The 16,332-nt window shown below is 65.0% G+C and carries 20 protein-coding genes and 1 pseudogene; 13 read left to right on the forward strand and 8 right to left on the reverse strand.

Translation table 11 applies throughout. The features are described from left to right. Nucleotides 1–274 precede the first annotated feature (274 nt). Nucleotides 275–481, reverse strand: a complete 207-nt coding sequence (locus tag FNH05_RS13535) for a GntR family transcriptional regulator (RefSeq protein WP_144588036.1) — start codon at nucleotides 479–481, stop codon at nucleotides 275–277. Nucleotides 482–538: 57 nt separating this feature from the next. After that, on the reverse strand, nucleotides 539–1,372 hold the full coding sequence (locus tag FNH05_RS13540; RefSeq protein ID WP_144588038.1) for an IS3 family transposase: 834 nt from the start codon (nucleotides 1,370–1,372) through the stop codon (nucleotides 539–541). On the opposite strand from FNH05_RS13540, the gene FNH05_RS13545 reads away from it, so the two are divergent. After that, a complete protein-coding gene (locus FNH05_RS13545; protein WP_483964225.1) occupies nucleotides 1,292–2,479 on the forward strand; it encodes an NsdA family TPR-like regulatory protein in 1,188 nt (395 codons plus the stop codon). The two genes, FNH05_RS13540 and FNH05_RS13545, sit on opposite strands and share 81 nt — an antisense overlap. Here FNH05_RS13545 and FNH05_RS13550 read toward each other — a convergent pair. Further along, a complete protein-coding gene (locus tag FNH05_RS13550; protein WP_144588042.1) occupies nucleotides 2,476–3,135 on the reverse strand; it encodes an HAD family hydrolase in 660 nt (219 codons plus the stop codon). The genes FNH05_RS13545 and FNH05_RS13550 overlap by 4 nt on opposite strands. Nucleotides 3,136–3,331: 196 nt before the next feature. On the opposite strand from FNH05_RS13550, the gene FNH05_RS13555 reads away from it, so the two are divergent. The 8 genes and pseudogenes from FNH05_RS13555 to FNH05_RS13590 all read left to right on the forward strand — a co-directional run. Continuing rightward, nucleotides 3,332–4,153 (forward strand): DNA glycosylase family protein, encoded by an 822-nt coding sequence (locus FNH05_RS13555; protein ID WP_246127710.1) that lies wholly within the window; start codon nucleotides 3,332–3,334, stop codon nucleotides 4,151–4,153. Nucleotides 4,154–4,192: 39 nt separating this feature from the next. After that, nucleotides 4,193–5,593, forward strand: coding sequence for a B12-binding domain-containing radical SAM protein (locus tag FNH05_RS13560; protein ID WP_222426605.1), 1,401 nt, complete (start codon nucleotides 4,193–4,195; stop codon nucleotides 5,591–5,593). Then, nucleotides 5,590–6,228 carry a dTMP kinase gene (gene tmk / locus FNH05_RS13565; RefSeq protein ID WP_144588044.1) on the forward strand — a complete coding sequence of 213 codons (639 nt, stop codon included), beginning with the start codon at nucleotides 5,590–5,592 and terminating at the stop codon, nucleotides 6,226–6,228. Before FNH05_RS13560 ends, tmk begins: the two co-directional genes overlap by 4 nt. A gap of 75 nt (nucleotides 6,229–6,303) precedes the next feature. Beyond that, nucleotides 6,304–6,753: an NUDIX hydrolase gene (locus FNH05_RS13570; RefSeq protein WP_144588046.1), complete on the forward strand. Its 450-nt coding sequence runs from the start codon at nucleotides 6,304–6,306 to the stop codon at nucleotides 6,751–6,753. A gap of 77 nt (nucleotides 6,754–6,830) precedes the next feature. Continuing rightward, nucleotides 6,831–7,718: a phosphotransferase family protein gene (locus tag FNH05_RS13575; protein ID WP_246127711.1), complete on the forward strand. Its 888-nt coding sequence runs from the start codon at nucleotides 6,831–6,833 to the stop codon at nucleotides 7,716–7,718. 242 nt (nucleotides 7,719–7,960) lie between these two features. Further along, a complete protein-coding gene (locus FNH05_RS13580; RefSeq protein WP_144588048.1) occupies nucleotides 7,961–8,284 on the forward strand; it encodes a transposase in 324 nt (107 codons plus the stop codon). Further along, on the forward strand, nucleotides 8,284–9,198 hold the full coding sequence (locus tag FNH05_RS13585; RefSeq protein ID WP_144588050.1) for an IS3 family transposase: 915 nt from the start codon (nucleotides 8,284–8,286) through the stop codon (nucleotides 9,196–9,198). The genes FNH05_RS13580 and FNH05_RS13585 overlap by 1 nt, the downstream gene beginning before the upstream one ends. A gap of 37 nt (nucleotides 9,199–9,235) precedes the next feature. Further along, nucleotides 9,236–9,373: pseudogene (locus tag FNH05_RS13590) on the forward strand (transposase); the annotation flags it as partial. A 71-nt stretch (nucleotides 9,374–9,444) separates the two neighbouring features. Here the strand turns inward: FNH05_RS13590 and FNH05_RS13595 are convergent. Continuing rightward, entirely contained in the window at nucleotides 9,445–10,464 is a 1,020-nt protein-coding gene (locus FNH05_RS13595; RefSeq protein WP_144588052.1) for a glycoside hydrolase family 113 protein, read from the reverse strand. Nucleotides 10,465–10,565: 101 nt separating this feature from the next. On the opposite strand from FNH05_RS13595, the gene FNH05_RS13600 reads away from it, so the two are divergent. Together FNH05_RS13600 and FNH05_RS13605 are read left to right on the forward strand one after the other, a co-directional pair. Next, a complete protein-coding gene (locus tag FNH05_RS13600) occupies nucleotides 10,566–11,219 on the forward strand; it encodes a TetR/AcrR family transcriptional regulator (protein ID WP_144588054.1) in 654 nt (217 codons plus the stop codon). A gap of 180 nt (nucleotides 11,220–11,399) precedes the next feature. Beyond that, a complete protein-coding gene (locus tag FNH05_RS13605) occupies nucleotides 11,400–11,675 on the forward strand; it encodes a hypothetical protein (protein WP_144588056.1) in 276 nt (91 codons plus the stop codon). A 268-nt stretch (nucleotides 11,676–11,943) separates the two neighbouring features. Here the strand turns inward: FNH05_RS13605 and FNH05_RS13610 are convergent, their stop codons facing one another. Beyond that, nucleotides 11,944–12,336 (reverse strand): transposase, encoded by a 393-nt coding sequence (locus tag FNH05_RS13610; protein ID WP_246127712.1) that lies wholly within the window; start codon nucleotides 12,334–12,336, stop codon nucleotides 11,944–11,946. 535 nt (nucleotides 12,337–12,871) lie between these two features. Continuing rightward, the gene (locus FNH05_RS13615; protein ID WP_222426606.1) at nucleotides 12,872–13,576 is read right to left on the reverse strand and encodes an ester cyclase; all 705 of its coding nucleotides are present in this window, start codon (nucleotides 13,574–13,576) and stop codon (nucleotides 12,872–12,874) included. 54 nt (nucleotides 13,577–13,630) lie between these two features. Between FNH05_RS13615 and FNH05_RS13620 the strand changes: the two genes are divergently transcribed. After that, the gene (locus FNH05_RS13620) at nucleotides 13,631–14,590 is read left to right on the forward strand and encodes an AraC family transcriptional regulator (protein WP_144588058.1); all 960 of its coding nucleotides are present in this window, start codon (nucleotides 13,631–13,633) and stop codon (nucleotides 14,588–14,590) included. Between the two features lie 368 nt (nucleotides 14,591–14,958). Here FNH05_RS13620 and FNH05_RS13630 read toward each other — a convergent pair whose 3' ends face one another. Beyond that, nucleotides 14,959–15,204: a hypothetical protein gene (locus FNH05_RS13630; RefSeq protein ID WP_144588061.1), complete on the reverse strand. Its 246-nt coding sequence runs from the start codon at nucleotides 15,202–15,204 to the stop codon at nucleotides 14,959–14,961. Nucleotides 15,205–15,306: 102 nt separating this feature from the next. After that, nucleotides 15,307–16,035 (reverse strand): MBL fold metallo-hydrolase, encoded by a 729-nt coding sequence (locus tag FNH05_RS13635; protein WP_144588063.1) that lies wholly within the window; start codon nucleotides 16,033–16,035, stop codon nucleotides 15,307–15,309. Nucleotides 16,036–16,119: 84 nt separating this feature from the next. Between FNH05_RS13635 and FNH05_RS13640 the strand changes: the two genes are divergently transcribed. Further along, on the forward strand, nucleotides 16,120–16,332 hold a 213-nt coding region (locus tag FNH05_RS13640), incomplete at its 3' end, for a TetR/AcrR family transcriptional regulator (protein ID WP_144588065.1).

A 16,332-nucleotide genomic window follows, 5' to 3' on the forward strand; every position in this document is an offset into this window, starting at 1 on the left:
ACAGGTAGGACATGACCCCGGACACCGTTGCCCATAGCCGAGCACTGGCGCGAAGAAGATCCGGGGCTCGACATGTGCGAGCGGGGCCACCCTCATCCACGACCATAGGATTGCCACAGGGGCTCTCGACCGAGGTTGCATTCCCGACCCTCGGCCGAGAGCCGGTTCGCCAGCCGAGAAGGCTGACCTCAACAGAATGCCAGGCTGGCAGAGAGCCTGACAGAAGGGACACGACTGGGTGCGTAACACTGGTGCAGAGCGAACTACGCCGCGCTCATCCGCGACCAGTGCCAGGGCGAGCGATGTAGGTACCCTTGGAGCGGATGGTCATGACAAGCCCGCGGGCGCGGAGCAAGCGGGTAGCGTGACGAGCGGTTCCAAGAGAGACACCATATACATCGGCAAGTTCACGCTCGCTGGGCAATGGCGTATTCGGAGCGAGTTCACCACACGCGATGCGCTCAGCCAGATGCTCGGCCATCTTCTCGTAGATATATCCCGGCGATTCTGAGGTTCCCCCCGAAGGGTGGACAGGTGGTCAAGCAGCTTTCGCTGTTCCTGTCAGGGACTGCTCGTAGCGGGCAGGGTTGAGCATCCCGATCGCGGAGTGACGGCGGTGATTGTTGTACCTGTTGATCCAATTGTCAACCGCAGCAACAAGTTCTGCCGTGGTAGCAAAGGTATGACGGTAGTAGTACTCGTATTTGAACGTCGACCAGAATGATTCTGCGGGGCTGTTGTCCCAGCAGATTCCGGTTGCGCCCATCGACCGTTTCAGGTTGTGCTTGGCGCAGGCCTGCACGGTCAGCGCCCCGGTAAACTCCCCGCCACCGTCGGAATGCAGCACAGTACCGGCGACATTGCCACCGCGGCAGGCTACTGCGGCGTCGATGGCCTGGCGCACCATGTCCGCGCCGATATGGTCGGACACAACATGCCCCAGCACGCGGCGGGAATGCCCGTCCCGGATCGCGCACAGGTACATATCACCCTCACCACAGGTGAGGTAGGTGATGTCGGTCAGCCAGACCGCGTCCAGGCGGCCCTGGTCGAACCGCCGCTGCACCAGATCCGGCGGAAACGACGCCGCTGGATCTGCCACCGTGGTCCGCACTGTGAAGGTGCGCGGGCTGATGCCTTCGATCCCGATCTCGGCCATGATCGCGGCAACGGTTTTCTCGTCCACCGTCTCACCGCGTTCCCGCAACTCGGTGATGATCCGCGGGGATCCGTACGTACCGTCGGAGTCAGCGTGCACGTCCAGGATCTTCACCGCCAGCGGCCCGGATCCGTGTTCCGCAAGCATTTGGTCCTCGTATTCGATAAACCTGCCGATCAGTTGGGCCTGTTGACGCCGGAGGAACTCGAACACCGACCGGATCACCTGACGCCATCGCCTGTGTCAGCGAGGAAGCGAATCAAGGAAGAACTGGCAGAAATATTGGCGAGGAGGATGTTGTCAATGCTTGAAGACGACCGGATTACTTTCCGCCAGGAGGTTCTGCTCCCGGCATTGCTCGCTGCCGGTGTCACTCCGGAAATGGCGCACTTGACTGTTCAGCGGCCGGGCAAGCAGCCGGGACGCGACCCGAAGATCGTGGAGGCATATGCCACGATGACGGCGGCGCAACGGGACCTGTATTGGGAGATGCCGCCGGCGCTGCTTGTCGACGCGGCTCTTGCACACACCCGCTTGGGCGTCGAACTACTTGACACCGGAGCGAATGACGCTGATGGTCGTCTGCTGGCGGGGTCTGTGGCAGAAAGCGCTCTGCTGTCCGCACGGCTGGCATTTTTTGATCTTGGACAGCCCGCTCTTGCTGTACAGGCATTTGTCATCGCCGAGCGTACGGCGGAGTTGGCTGACGATCACGGACTGGCCGCGGCGATCGCCGCTCATCATGCGTTCATCCCTGGGTTTGCGGGACAGGAGTCTGAGGCGCACAGCTATCTGGAGGCCGCACACGCACACGCGCGCTACGCCGGTGGTCCCATGCTGCGTTCCTGGCTCCACTGTGTCACGGCCGAGATCCTGGCCAGGACTGGGCAGGCCGCCGCCAGTCGGGACCGCATCCGCCAGGCCGAGGATTCGATGACCACCAGCGGCTCAGACCCCGACTGGCTCGACTTCTTCACCCCCGATCGGCTCCCCGGATTCGCAGGTAACGCGGCCCTCCTCGCCGGACGGAACAGCCAGGCCGTAAATCGGCTCAACCAGGCACTGGAGAGGATCGGGTCGCGGGCGGCGAAGCAGCGAAGCGTCTTGTTGCTGGACCTGGCTGCGGCCCACGTGCCCGATGATCCAGACCATGCCCTGGAGCTCGCGGTGCAGGCCTGTGACCTGCTGGAATCGGAGCCGTACGTCACTGCCTACCAGCGCATTCCGGGGGTGCGTCGGGCACTTGCCGGCGCTGGTCGCGACACGCGCCTTGTCGAGCGGGCGCGGGAGTTGCCGCTCTCATTGAGTGAGAGGGGCTAGCCTTCGGTCGTGTTGTGCTCCTTGATCAGCTGTGGCAGGCCGTCGAGGCTGTCGAGGATGAACAGGCAGCGGGTCTCGAGGTCCTGGTTGCGCAGGATGCGTCCCCACGGGCCGCGGCGAATCAGCGCTGTCTGCAACCCGACCTCCAGAGCGGGTGCGATGTCGTTGTCGAGCCGGTCACCGACGTAGAGGATGCGGTCCGCGGGCACTCCAGCCTCCGCGACGAGCCGTTCGAAGAACGCGGGAGAGGGCTTTGCAACGCCCCAGCTGTCGGAAGTGGCCATGGTGCCGATGGGAAGCCGCAGGTCTCGAAGGATGAGCTCGGCCCGCGCGGTCTGGTTGCCGGCCACGCCGACAGCAATACCCATGTCTCGGATGGCGGAAAGCGTGGGACGCACGTCGGGATAAAGATCGTCCTCGCCGAACCACTCAGCCTTGCCGACCTGCGCGCGGCGCTCACGCTCGGCCGCGAGGTCGAAACCAGGGCGGAACACCTGGAAAGTCTCACGGTAGTCGCGACCTGCCGCGATCACCGCACCGAACACGGCCGAGAAGGTATGCCGTGGAACGCCAAGCCAGTCCGCCCACGTGCCGTACTCGCGGGTCTCGTCGACCAAGACCTCACCCACGTCGCTCCACACTGCCTCGATCGTCATCCTGACTTGCTCCCAGCCGTTCTCAGCTTGCCGACGCCCCCATCTTGCCGGTCGCATGATCGGCGACTCCAATCCGGTTGCGAAAGGCCCCGTCACGGCCAGCAGAACCCGAGTGCCCATACCTGATGGACTGCACACGACTGAAAGGAGGTGGCCACGGCATGATGGGCCTCCACACGATGCAAGGGAGACCACCGTGATCGTCGATTCAGTGATGACCGATCATCCGTCCTGGCTATCTGCCGAGGACGGCTCGGCCTACCGCGCTGTGCGCAAGGGCGCCTCCATCTGGGCTTTGACCGCCAGCCGACAGGGCTGTCGCCTACATGCTCAGGCCCGCCGCGTCACAGGCCACGGGACTGAACCGACCTTTGACAGGCTTGATCCCGGGAAATTGGCAGGGCCGAGAACCATGATCACCAGGCTGACCCAACTCGGGGTCGTGGCGAGGTGGCGCAACCCGGACCTGTGGGACGCGCTGGCCACATCGATCGTCCGGCAGGTGATCCGCGCAGGCCAGGCACGCAAGCTGTACCGCACCTTCTGCCAGGTTCACGGCGAGCCGGTCCTCACCCCATTGGGGGAAACGTGGCTCTTCCCGACCCCCGAGACGGTGCTCGAACTGCCCGACGCCGAATTCGCTCGCCTGGGGATGGCCTTCAAAACGCGGCCGCTGCGTGCCGCGGCAGATGCGTGTCTGGAGTTCGGCGCCAAGTGGGCCGAACTGGAGCCCACCGAACTCGTGACCGAGTTGCAAACCGTCCCGCGGATCGGACCGTGGACCGCGGGGGCCACCGTTGCCGACCTCACCAACGACTACGCGCTCTACCCCTACGCAGACCTCGCTGTTCGCACTTGGGCGCAGCACCTCGCACCCAGGCGCGCGTGGCCGAACACCGAACCGGAGTTCGCCGCAACCTGGGCCCGCCTGGCGGGGGCCCAGCTGTCCGAATGGACGTTGCTCACACTTTCCTGGGGAGTTCACCATGCCAATGCCACCGGAGCCGCCGCTCTCTGACCTGATTGCGGGCGCTGACCTGGACCGACCCTCGACGCGTTGTTCGTCAACGCACCGCTGCGCGATTACGCGGAACGTCCCCGCGTCAACGACTTCACCCTTCCCGTACTCGGTATGGGATACCTGGCCACTTATGCCACCGAACAGGGCTTCAACGTGGGAGTCTTTGATGCCGAGGCCCACGGCCTGGCAGTCGACGCAACGATCGAAAGGGTTAACAGCCTCTCGCCCCGCTGGGCCGGGTTCAACCTGCTTGCGCCGACTTATCAGATCAGCGCTCGCATCGCCGCGCACCTCGATCCAAGCATCAAGATCATCCTCGGGGGCCACCAGGCCAAAGCCATGCCGGCCGAGATCCTCACCGACCCCCGGATGTTTCGTTGCGAGGCGCTGGTACTCGGAGAAGGTGAAACCCGAGTACCAGAACTCCTTCATGACCACCGCTCGCGGGTCGAACTGCCTGGCGTGATGTGGCTCGACCCAGTCACGCGCAACCCAGTCACTGGCGGACTACCCGGCACACAAGCCCACCTCTCCCCCGATATCAACAGCCTGCCGTTCATCGATCGACGGTTCCTCGCCCAGGACCCGCATTACGATCGTGGCCGATGGGAGGCGAACATGGTCGGCGCCCGCGGGTGCCCCTACAACTGCTCTTTCTGCGGCACAGCCGTCTCCGCCAATCCCGATATCACTATTCGCACCCGCAACCCGGAAAACATCCTCGCCGAGATGCACCAACTCCGCGACAGCGGGGTGACCGCCTTTCGTTTCGTGGACGATCTTTTCCTCGGCGCCCGACGCGTCATCGACCAAATGATGGCCGCCTTTACAACTGAAGACATAGGGAAGTGGGCGGTGTGGGATGCGACCGGCCGCATCAACGTACTCCATCGCGCCAGTGACGAGACCCTGGATACGCTGGCAAACAACGGATTGCGCGAGGTCGCACTGGGAATCGAGTCCGGCAGCGAACGGATGCTCGAGTTGATCGACAAGCGAATCAATCCTCAAATGACCCGCACCGTCGTGCGTCGCTTGACCGAACGAGGGATCAACGTCAAGGGCTACTTCATCCTCGGCTTTCCCACGGAAACCTGTGCTGAAATCGACAGTACGGTCCGTCTCATTCACACGCTATGGGATTTGACCGAGCCGCTGCCCGGCCAGTTCCGAGCTTCGGTCTTCGAGTACCGCCCTTATCCAGGCACCCCAGACTGGCACCGGTTGATGGCAACCGGCCGCTACACGGCTCAGCAACTGCTCGACTACAGCGCGGTCGATCTCACCGAGACCGGTGTGGACGCGTCCATGCGGGCCCGCGACGAGTTCAACTTCTCGGTGAACCTTCCCCTCGCGAACGCACCGTTGGACTACATCCGGACTCAACTCGTCGCACTCGCTCACGAGCAACACGCCCGCACCGCGAGCGCCGCATGAGCGCTGCAGGACGGGTCCGGGGTGGCGTGTTCGTCACCATCGACGGAATGGGCGGAGCAGGCAAGTCCACAACGACGCGCCAGCTCCGCCAGCGGCTCATCGAGGCCGGCTACGACGTCCACGCCACCACCCAGCCCTCACAGGATCAACTCGGCCGGATCGCGCGGAAAGGAACCGACACTTACACCGGGCACGCGCTCGCCTGCCTGGTAGCGGCCGACCGATATCACCACCTCGCCACCCAGATCCACCCGCAACTCGCCGCCGGCCGGATTGTGCTCTGCGACCGCTACGTTGCCTCCTCCTACGTGCTCCAGCGCCTGGACGGCGTCCCACTCCAGTTCATCGAAAACCTCAACGCCGCCGCCGATCGACCCGACCTCGCCGTGATCCTCACCGCCGATCCTGACGTGGCCGCCACCCGCATCGCACACCGCGGTGCGCACAGCCGCTTCGAAGCCGGACCGCAGACCTCACGACAGGAAGCCGATCTCTACCGCGACACCATCGCCCGGCTCGCGGACCACGGCTACCCCCTGCTCTCCCTCGACACCACCCACACCCCGACCGACCAGATAGTTACGCTGCTGACCAGCCGAATCGCCCAGCTCGCGGCCCTCCCACCGCCACAATGACGGGCGGCGTAGAGTCCCGCGAGTCCCGACCACCGGGACACTTCCCACTGATCATGCTTGCGAGGGGCAGTGCTGATGGCCGACCGCCACCTGATCGACGTCCACGTGATCCTCACCCGTGACGAGCAGGTACTGCTCACCCGCAGGCGCGACCCCAACCCCCGCTTCGACGGACTATGGCACCTGCCCTCTGGCAAACTCGACGCCGGAGAGTCGGTCCTCGAAGCGGCGGCACGAGAAGCCGAAGAAGAAGTCGGCGTGCTCATCGCCCCCGCCGCCCTGCGGCACGTCCACACCCTGCACGTCAACGGCTCCGGCCCCGAACCACGACTCGGACTGTTCTTCGAAACCCGCCACTGGGAGGGCGAACCCCTCAACTGCGAGCCCGACAAATGCTCAGGCCTGGCCTGGTTCCCCCTCGACGAACTACCCGACAACCTGATCGAATACCCTGCCGCCGGCCTCCACGGCTACCGGAAAGGCAGCACCTTCGACCTGCTCGGCTGGGACACCACCGTCCGTTAAGTCCCGCCGGCACACCGCCGCAAAGGCCCGCACCGAGGCCGACCTGCGGTTCGCGACGATCTGACACGATCAGCACCGTGACGACACCCCACCGGCAAGCCGATGAGGTCCTTGCCGTCGCAGCCGGTGTGGCGGGGGTCGATGACGAGGGTGCGGAATTGATCCGCGACGGAGCCAACGTCATGTACCGGCTAACGGGCGGGATCGTCGCCCGGATCGGCCCCGGCGGCAGCCGGGCCTCGGCGGTGCGGCAGGTCGAGGTCACTGAATGGCTCTCGTCGCAGGGTATTCCCGTGGTGAGAGCGCTGTCAGGAGTGCCGCAGCCGACCATGGTCGAGGACCGGCCGGTGACGTGGTGGGAGCTGCTGCCGCCCCATCGGCCCGCCACGCCCAGGGAACTGGGCGGGGTGCTGCGGTTGCTGCACACGCTGACACCGCCGGTACGGCCGGAGTTGCCCGAGTTCGATCCCTTCGCCGGACTGGACGAGCGCATCAGTGCAGCCCATCATCTGCCCGACGAGGACCGGTCCTGGCTCGCGCACCACGCGAGCGAGCTGCGTGCCCAGCTCCACAACCTGCCGTGGGATGCGACGGAGCGGGTCATCCATGGAGATGCCTGGCAGGGCAACGTCGCCGTCCCGGAGTCCTGCCCGCCGATCTTGCTCGATCTCGACCACGTCTCGCGAGGCCATCCTGACTGGGATCTGATCCCCATCGCCGTGGACTACACCGATTTCGCGCGCTTGACCAGTGCCGACTACCACGATTTCGTCACCGGGTACGGCGGCCGCGATGTCACGGTCGCCAGAGATTTCCGCCTGTTCGCGGACATCCAGGAACTGCGGTGGGTCTGCTTCGTCCTCGGCAAGGCTGCGACCAGCGCCGAGGCCGCCCGAGAGACCCAGCATCGCATCGCCTGCCTACGCGGCCAGATCCCACGGCCCTGGACCTGGACCGCCTTCTGACGAGCGGGCTGGGGCCGGTTTCACGTTGACTGCCCCAGGTGCGGCACTGGGCTTCCGGCGGTTCGTTCAACGGTGAGGCCTCGACCGAGGATGCCGTGGGGGTCGTAGCGGAGACGCCTGTCGGTGAGTGAGGTGCCGTGGTGGGTCTGCCAGTCGTGCTGGGTGAAGGGGATGGTGAGGTTCACCCCGGGTAGTGGACACCGAGTTAGCAGGACCAGTGGTCCTGTTGAAAGGATGTTCTCATGCCTCCTCGCAAGCGCCGTTCGTACACGGCCGAGTACAAGGTCGAGGCTGCTCACCGTGTGATCGATTCCGGCCGTACGATCTCCGAGGTCGCTCGCGATCTGGGAATCGACGCGGGCATGTTGAGTGTCTGGGTCAAAGACGAACGACGCAGGATCACCGCGGCCGAGGTTCACGGGGACAAACCCCTGGAGGCCGCCGAGCGGGCCGAGTTGCTGCGCCTTCGGGGGCAGGTGGCCGAGTTGGAGAAGGACAACGCGTTCCTGGTAAAAGCCTCGGCGTACTTTGCCGCGATGCAGAAGAACCGGCCCGGTTCGCTCTGATGGCCAGGTACGCCGGCCCCGACGAGTTCGCCGCCACCACCGCCACCGCTTCGCCGCCGAACGCGCGGTTCTCGGTCCGCCGCATGGCGCGGCTTTTGGGCGTGTCGAGGGCGGGCTACTACGCCCACGTCAAGCGTGTTGCGGCAACGGTGCTGACGGCGCGGCAGCAACGCCGAGCCGACCTGGAGGTGAAGATCACCCAGGCGCACACAGAGTCGCGTGGAACCTACGGGTCGCCGCGGATCACCGCCGAACTGCGTGACCAAGGCGAGGTGGTCACCGCGAAGACCGTCGCCAAGATCATGGCCTCGATCGGGCTCGAGGGCATCAGCCCGCGCACGTTCAAGGTGAAGACGACGGTGGTCGATCCGACCGCGTCGTTCCCGCCGGATCTGGTCGACCGGCACTTCGACCGGGACCGGCCCGACGCGGTCTGGCTCACCGACATCACGTATCTGACGTGTGGTGAGGGCGAGATGTTCCTGTGTGCGATCCGGGACGGACATTCCCGGAAAGTGTTGGGCTACAGCGTGTCCGAACACATCGGTGCCACGATGGTCACCGATGCCATCGATGCCGCAGTGGCCGCCCGTGGCGCCAGATGTCGTGGCACCATCCTGCATTCCGACCGCGGCGGGGAATACACGGCGCACCTGACAGCCGCGGCGTGTTTCCGGCACGGGCTGCGCCGGTCGATGGGCGCGACCGGGATCTGCTGGGACAACAGCCCGGCGGAATCGTTCTGGTCGACGTTCAAACACGAGCACTACTACCGGCACACGTATGCCACGAAGGCAGAACTGGTTGCCGCGATTGACAAATGGATCAGTTTCTACAACAGTACTCGGCGGCACTCCGCGATCGGGATACTCAGCCCCGACAACTTCGAGCAGTCACTCCGAACGGCTGCCTGAACCCTCGTAAGCCCCTGTCCACCATTCGGAGTGAACCTCAGTCAACGCCGCGCTCACCTAGCCGTTCCACAATGGACGTACCGAGGGAGTGAACACCAAAACAAAAATGATCAAGCGACAAGTGTATGGTCGCGCAGCCTTCAGCCTCCTGCGTTACCGCATACTGCTCAGCTAAGACTACCGAACGTCACCACCGGATCCGAGCCAGCCCTCCTCGCCAGCCCGTGGCCTGACCGCGTGGTGTGATCAGTCGCGGTAGTAGTCGGCGAGGGCAGTGAAGGCGGCCTTGGGTTCCCACGGCATGCCTGGATAGGTGTCACCACTACGGTCTTCGAGGACTTTGACGATGCCGAAACTGGCCAGATCGAGGTCATGGCGAGGGTCGTCAGGACGGTGCGGGTAGTTGGAGAGCGCGAAAAGATACACGAAGGCGCCGTCAACACCTTCGGCATCAAAGATCTCCAGCAGCTCGCGCAGGTAGGTGGCCTGACCGGCCTCGTCGCGGTCGTACTCCCCGTTCAGCCGAACCGGGTGGCCGGTCTCGTCGTGTTCGACGATCTCCATACTGCGCGGCGCCATGTCGCCAGCGCCGCGCCAGGTGGCAGTGCCGAAGCCAGTGATCGCGACGGGCTTTCCCTGCGCCACGAGTGTGCGTACGCCTTCCTGGAATCGGTCGGCCACCTCGGCGGACCGGATGAGTTCGACCGACATGACGTCGAAGAGGGCCCAGTCGACCCGCTCGAACGGGATGCAGGCATAGGTGACCTTCCCGTGAAAATGCTCGCGGACCGTTGTCACGGCATCACTGAGGAAGTCGTTGAGGCGTGCACTCGCCTCGGCAGTTCGCTCACCGAGGCCGTCCGGCTGGCTGAACAGTCGATCGAGCCGCTCGGTGATGTTGTCACCGGGCAGGAATCCCCGGTCCATGAGGCTCAGCTCGACGCCGGTGACGAACACGACTTCGGCTCCCGCCTGTCGGACCCGCTCCGCCCGCTGCGCGCAGTCGGCGAACAGCGACAGCATCTCCGTGGTCGTCAGCTCCAGCGGGTAGGGCGAGAACCAGACCTCCAGCCCAAGTTCGGCGGCGCAGTGGGCAGCCAGTTCCAGCCGCTGCGGATCGCCACCGACGATGTGAACAGCGTTGCAGTGCAGGTCGTCACGGATGATGGCCAGTTCCCGCTTCATCAGGTCGAGATCGAAGTTCTCGCGAGAGATCTCGCCGCCCTGGACAAAGCCGGTGTCGTAGGCGATACCTTTGGCACGCATAGGTTGGTCCTCTCGTGTCGCGATGTGACGCCCCGAGACTAGAAGGAAAAGTGCGGGCACGCAAGTTTGCGTGTCCGCATGTTTGCTGGGATACTCGACTGGTGACGACACGACGGTCCGGGTTGCGCGAACAGAAGAAGCAGGCCACCAAGCAGGCATTGCGCGAGGCGGCGCTGCGGCTTGCCCTGCAGTGTGGACCCGAGAACGTGCGCGTCGACGACATCGCCGAAGCTGCCGGAGTCTCGCCCAGGACCTACAACAACTACTTCTCCAGTCGCGAACAGGCCATCGTCGCCGCCGTCACCGCCGAACGGGAGCTGCGGGTCGCGGCGGCGGTAGCGGCCCGGCCCGCTAGCGTCAGCCTCTCCGACGCCGTGATCGAGGCGATCGTGGAGCAGTACACCGACCCGGGCGAACACAATCGCGACTCGCTGCTACTGATCATCACCCGTCCGGCGCTGTGCGACGCATTCGTCGACACCATCAACACGATCGAGCTTCCCCTCGCCGACGCGATCGCCCAACGCCTCGGCGACACCACGCCGCACGTCGCCCATGTGCTCGCGGCGAGCGCGACTGCCGCGGTTCGAATCGCACTCCAGCAATGGCTACAGCTGAGCACCGCGTCTCTCACGACCGGCGGGCTCGTCGTGCCATCCGGCTCGCTGCCCGACCTGCTCCGCACCGCACTCGCACCACTCGCACCTGCACTCGACGCCGCCGAAGACCAAGCACGACAACGCTCACCTCAGTGACTCCGCCCACGCAGGCCGGAATACGGCAGGGTTCGAATACTGTCACTCCACCAGCTCGCTAGAACCCTTTCAGTCGACAAGGTTCCGAGACGACCGTCTTTTTTGGAGTCAGCAGCTCGCCGGCGATCGTCGAGTCCCGTGGCGTGGCGACGCACAAAGTGATGATCAGGAGGAAAGTCAATGCAGGCGGAAGAGCCTCGCTACGTTGTCGAGCCGGGCACGGATGGCAGCTGGCTGGTGATCGACCGCGGCAGCGATCTGCGGCAGCGGCGCGCGATCGTGCGCGAGAACGACAAGCAGAACGCCGTGGCTGAGGCGGAGAACCTCTCCAGCCTGGAGCTGGTGAATGGTGACCTGCCGGGCGGCGGATTCGATGTGGACGACCTGCTCGCCGACCTCGGGCCCGCGATTGATGCCGAGCACAACCTCGACCACCTACTACGCCCTCAGCCGTAACCGGATCTACATCGACGCCGCCAACCGCACCAAAGCCTCCGACGCCTACGTCCTCGAGGACGCCCACCTTCGTGGCTGGTGGTCCTCGCCCCGCTCGCCCACCGGGAAACACCAGCGATTCCTAGAGCGACATCCGAACGGACGGTGAAATGCCCACGTCGCCACGACGTGCCGTGAGACGCCCCTGGACACCCTCGCCACATACTGCCAACTAATTAACGACTCACGACACTAGTAGTGCTTTGTTACAGAGGTTGAATGGTTGGGATTACGATGGCTCCAGTCCGGTGTGGGTCAAGAAGGCGTCGAGCAGTTGGGGCCGGTATTGGATGCGTTTGAGCCGGTTTTTGATCACGGCGACCAGTTGGTCGATCCCGTGGACGATGAGGTTGCCCAGGCCGCGTTTGACGTGGGACCAGACGTATTCGGTCGGGTTGAGGTCGGGGGCGTAGGCGGGAAGCCGGATGACGTGGAGCCAGTCGCGCGCCGCGATCAGCTCGCGCATGGCCGCGCTGATGTGGGTGTTGAGGTTGTCCCAGATCAACACGATCGGGCCGCCCAGTTGCTGGTGCGCGGCGTCGAGTAAAGCGGCATAACCGGCCTCGGCGAAGCTACGCCGCTCACCCTTGCGGCCGCGGTGAGTACGGATGTGATAAATCAACCAGGCCACACGGCGCCGCCCCAATTCGCCGCAGCAAGATGGTGGCCAACGATCGCATGTGAAGCTCGACCCACGGTGACCTCATAAAAGGATCGATTGAACCCAGTCGCGGCGACTTTACGATTACGCGGGCAGTACCTACGGAAACGGGGGCATGCGCCGCGGCCGCCGCAACACACCTGTTGGAGCCACTGGATCGTTCGGAGCCGTTGAAAGCGATTTTGACCCGTCCAGTGCGCATATTTGCTGCCCGCTGCGCTCCCCAACAGCGCAAAGACAAACGGTCACGGTGTCTGCTCGCCGGCGGTGCGCGTCGCGTCCGCGTCAAGCGGTATACGCGCGCATTCGCCGTCCGGGAATTCTCGCGACCCGGACGCCGATTCAGGAAGGTCGGATCCGGGTGCTCGGTCCGGAAACGTTGGCCCCTTCGTCCTCGGCCGATTGCTCGTGCATCCTGAACCCGACACCGCGCGAGTCGCCCGTGCGCTCGGCGGTCTCGGGACAGGACAACCCCGCTTCGCGAAGCGCCGGGTTCTCAGGCGAGGCCGATCTGGCTGTAGAAGGTCTGGTTGTCCCAGAACAGGAATTCCTCGTCCATCGTGCCCTGCCTGTTCCAGATGCCGACGGTGCACATGTTGATCGCGTAGGACTTCCCAGTGGGGGCGACGAAACCGCCCTTGCCGTCGGGCATCGGCTTGGTGAAGGTGCCTCGCATGACACCCATGACCGCCGTCAGGTTGTCCTTGGCCACCCTCAGCGGATGGACGTTGATACGTGTGTCCGGTGCCCAGACGAACATTGCCGCCAGGTCGGCGATGTGCTGGTCGATACCGTCCGTGTAGTGCCCGTCAGGCCAGTGCACACGAATGTGAGCGGCGTGGCTCTCGCCGAGTCGGGACCACTCGGCATGGGAGAATACGACGAAGTCCAACTCGTCGAACGTTTCCAGATGCGCTCGTTCTTCGGCGGTCAGGTGCTTCGGGTATGGAGGACTCACCACTCCGCCATCCGCCGGATCGGGTAGCGGTACCCACGCGCCCGACGGATCGTGCCCCGCGGCCAGCGCCGGAGTGGTACCCGACTCGACAGCGGTCAGGGCCAGGACACCAAGCGCGACAGCTCCACCTGACCTCAGCACGGCACGACGATCCATTGTCATCTCCTTTATCGATGTGTTCAACGCAGAGCCCGACCGCGATCGACGATAGAGGCGGACCACCACCAGAGCGATGATCGACATGCTCAGGGTTTTGTCTCAGCGTCTCAGATCTGAGCTGATCGGTATTCTGACTTGGTGGATCCCTTGTCTGAAGTACTGAGCCTTACTCGGGTGCGGGGCGCGGTTGCTGCTACGCTCGACGCCGGCGACCGGTGGGGCGTGGATGTCGACGACGTGCCCTGGGCCACGTTTCACGCGATGATCCACGGCGTCGCATGGCTGGCGATGGACGGACATCCGCGGCGTCGTCTCCTGCCAGGCGATCTGCTCGTCCTGCCCAGGGGACAGCGCCACCAGTTGCTGAGCGACCCGGGGACAGCGACGGAACCGTTTGTTCGCCTGGCTGCCCGCCAGGGATTGACGGCCGGCGGCAGGCTCACGATCGGACACGGAGAGCCCCACACCCGCATCCTGTGCGGCTCCTTCCATCAGGACGCCGCACTCAACGCCCAACTGCTGACTCTGTTGCCGCCGGTAATCCACCTGCACGCGGATCCGAACAGACCGACGGATCACGTGCTACACCTGTTGGCATACGAGATCAGCGGTGCGCGAAGCGGTACCGACACCATCTGCGACCGGCTGCTGGACGTGCTGCTCGTGCATATCGTCAGGGCGTGGCTCACGACCACCGAGACCGAATCTCTGCCCCCGTCCTGGCTCACGGCGCTGCGTGACCCACTGATCAGTGAGGCGCTCGCCGCACTTCACAGCGATATCGCCCGCAACTGGACTCTCACGGATCTTGCCACGCGTCTCACCGTTTCCCGCGCGACCTTGGCCCGCCGCTTCAGCGCCCTTGTCGGCCAGACACCATTTGAGTACTTGACGAACTGGCGAATGGAAGTGGCGGCCCGCCGGCTGACGTTCACCGACGAGCCTGTCGGTCCCATCTCCCGGGCGGTCGGCTATACCAGCGAATACGCATTCAACCGTGCGTTTACTCGAGTGCGCGGCATGCCTCCCGGTCGTTTCCGCGCGCTGGCGGCGCGGGCAGAACGAAACGACGCTGCGGCTGGACGATCGATTCCTTGACCGCGGCGGCCGGCCGCCAGGAAGATGTTCCTGAAGGATCGTCAACCCGTACGACCACTTCCTGCAAGGTCCCGACGCGAAATCGCCTCGGGCAGATGCTCGAGTGCCCTGGCCCGCAAGTGCGTGGGCCGTGCTACCACAAAACCTTGCACGGCAAGGATGTTGACCCGTAGCCGTTCAGCGAGTTGAGGTTACGCGAATAGCCCTGGCCGTGGGAGAAGAGGATCACGGGCAGATCCGACCCGGTCGCCGGCGCTGTGACCCGCACCTGGAGGTCGACGGTCGGCCGGGGACGGTGAGAATGACCGGGCTGTACGAGAGGAATGGTGTCGCCGAGAGGAAGGTGTCCTGCAATGAGGGCGGAAAGGTCATGACAGTGTTCCCTTGTCAGGAATGAGAAGCGGCGATGCGCGGAAGGTGTCGCGGACGCCGTCGCGTCCAGCGAGCGGCGTCTCGGCCACCAGTTGGACGCCCTGCTGGCCCGGCTGTTCGGCGACACGGTCGCCGAGCGGCCCGAATTCACCGAACGTGCCCAGTTCGTGCTGTCCCAGCTGCGGGGACTGGCGTTGCTGGACACGTTCGACGGCGTCGGCAAGGCCCATCGCGACGCCCAATGGGCCTTCACCCGACAGGCTCTCATCTCGTTTCTGGCCACTGACGCAGCCGACCTGTCTTGCCCCCGTACGCATGCGGGGGCGATGACGCCCCGCCATGTTTCAGCGGCGGGCCGCTGCCGTGGCCGACTCCCTGACCTGCCGCACGGCCTCCTGTACGCCTCCGTTCCAGGGCGCGCCGTGTCCTGGGAGGACCCACTTCGCCCGAATTTCCGCGAGGCGGTCGAGTGAGGCCAGCGCCTGGGCCGGGTCGTCGGTGAAGGGCGCCGGTTGCGGGCCGCGGCGGCCGGTCAGCACATGCCGCGTCGTGAGACCGTCACCAACGAAGAGGGCATCGGCCTCCGGCACGTGGACGGCGATGCTGCCCGGCGAGTGCCCCGGCAGCCCGATGATGCGGGGAGCGCCCGGCAGGTCGAGCACGTCGCCGTCCACCACCTCCACCACCTCGCTCAGGTACGTTGTCCGGAGGCCGCCCTTTCCGGCGGCGTTCCACAGAAAGCTGGCCACGCCGCCGACCCTGGCCTGCCCCCAACTGGGCTTGGTCTTGACCTCACCGCGGGCGCGCGCGGCGTCGGCGCTGTGGACGTAGACTGGGACGCCGTGCTCGCGCCGGAGGCGTTCGGCGAAGCCCACGTGATCGCTGTCGCCGTGGGTGAGCACGACGCCGCGGATGTCCGCGGGGAAGCGGCCCAGCCCGGCGAGTTCCGCGATCAGCTCCCGCCAGTGCCCGGCCAGCCCCGCATCGACGACCGTCACGCCGTCGCCGGTCACGACCAGGTACACCGCGACGATGTCGTTTCCGATGCGATACAGCCCGTTGTCGAGCTTCATGATCTGTCCCTTCCCGAGAATCCTTTACTATGGCTATAGCACCTAGCCATCATAGCTACGAATCATAGCCATGGGAGTGTTCTTATGCCGACGCCTGAGCGGACGTCCCAGGAGGAGATCGTCAAGGCCGCCCGCGACATCCTGGAGCGGCACGGACCCGCCCAGCTGACCATGCAGGCCGTGGCCGAGCGCGTCGGCGTCCGTGCCCCCTCGCTCTACAAGCGGGTCCGCAACCGCGACGACCTAGTCCGCCTCGTCACCGAAGCCACTGTCCGCGACCTGGGCGAGGAACTGGAC

The organism is Amycolatopsis rhizosphaerae, assembly GCF_007713715.1.
Classification (GTDB): Bacteria; Actinomycetota; Actinomycetes; order Mycobacteriales; family Pseudonocardiaceae; genus Amycolatopsis_E; species Amycolatopsis_E rhizosphaerae.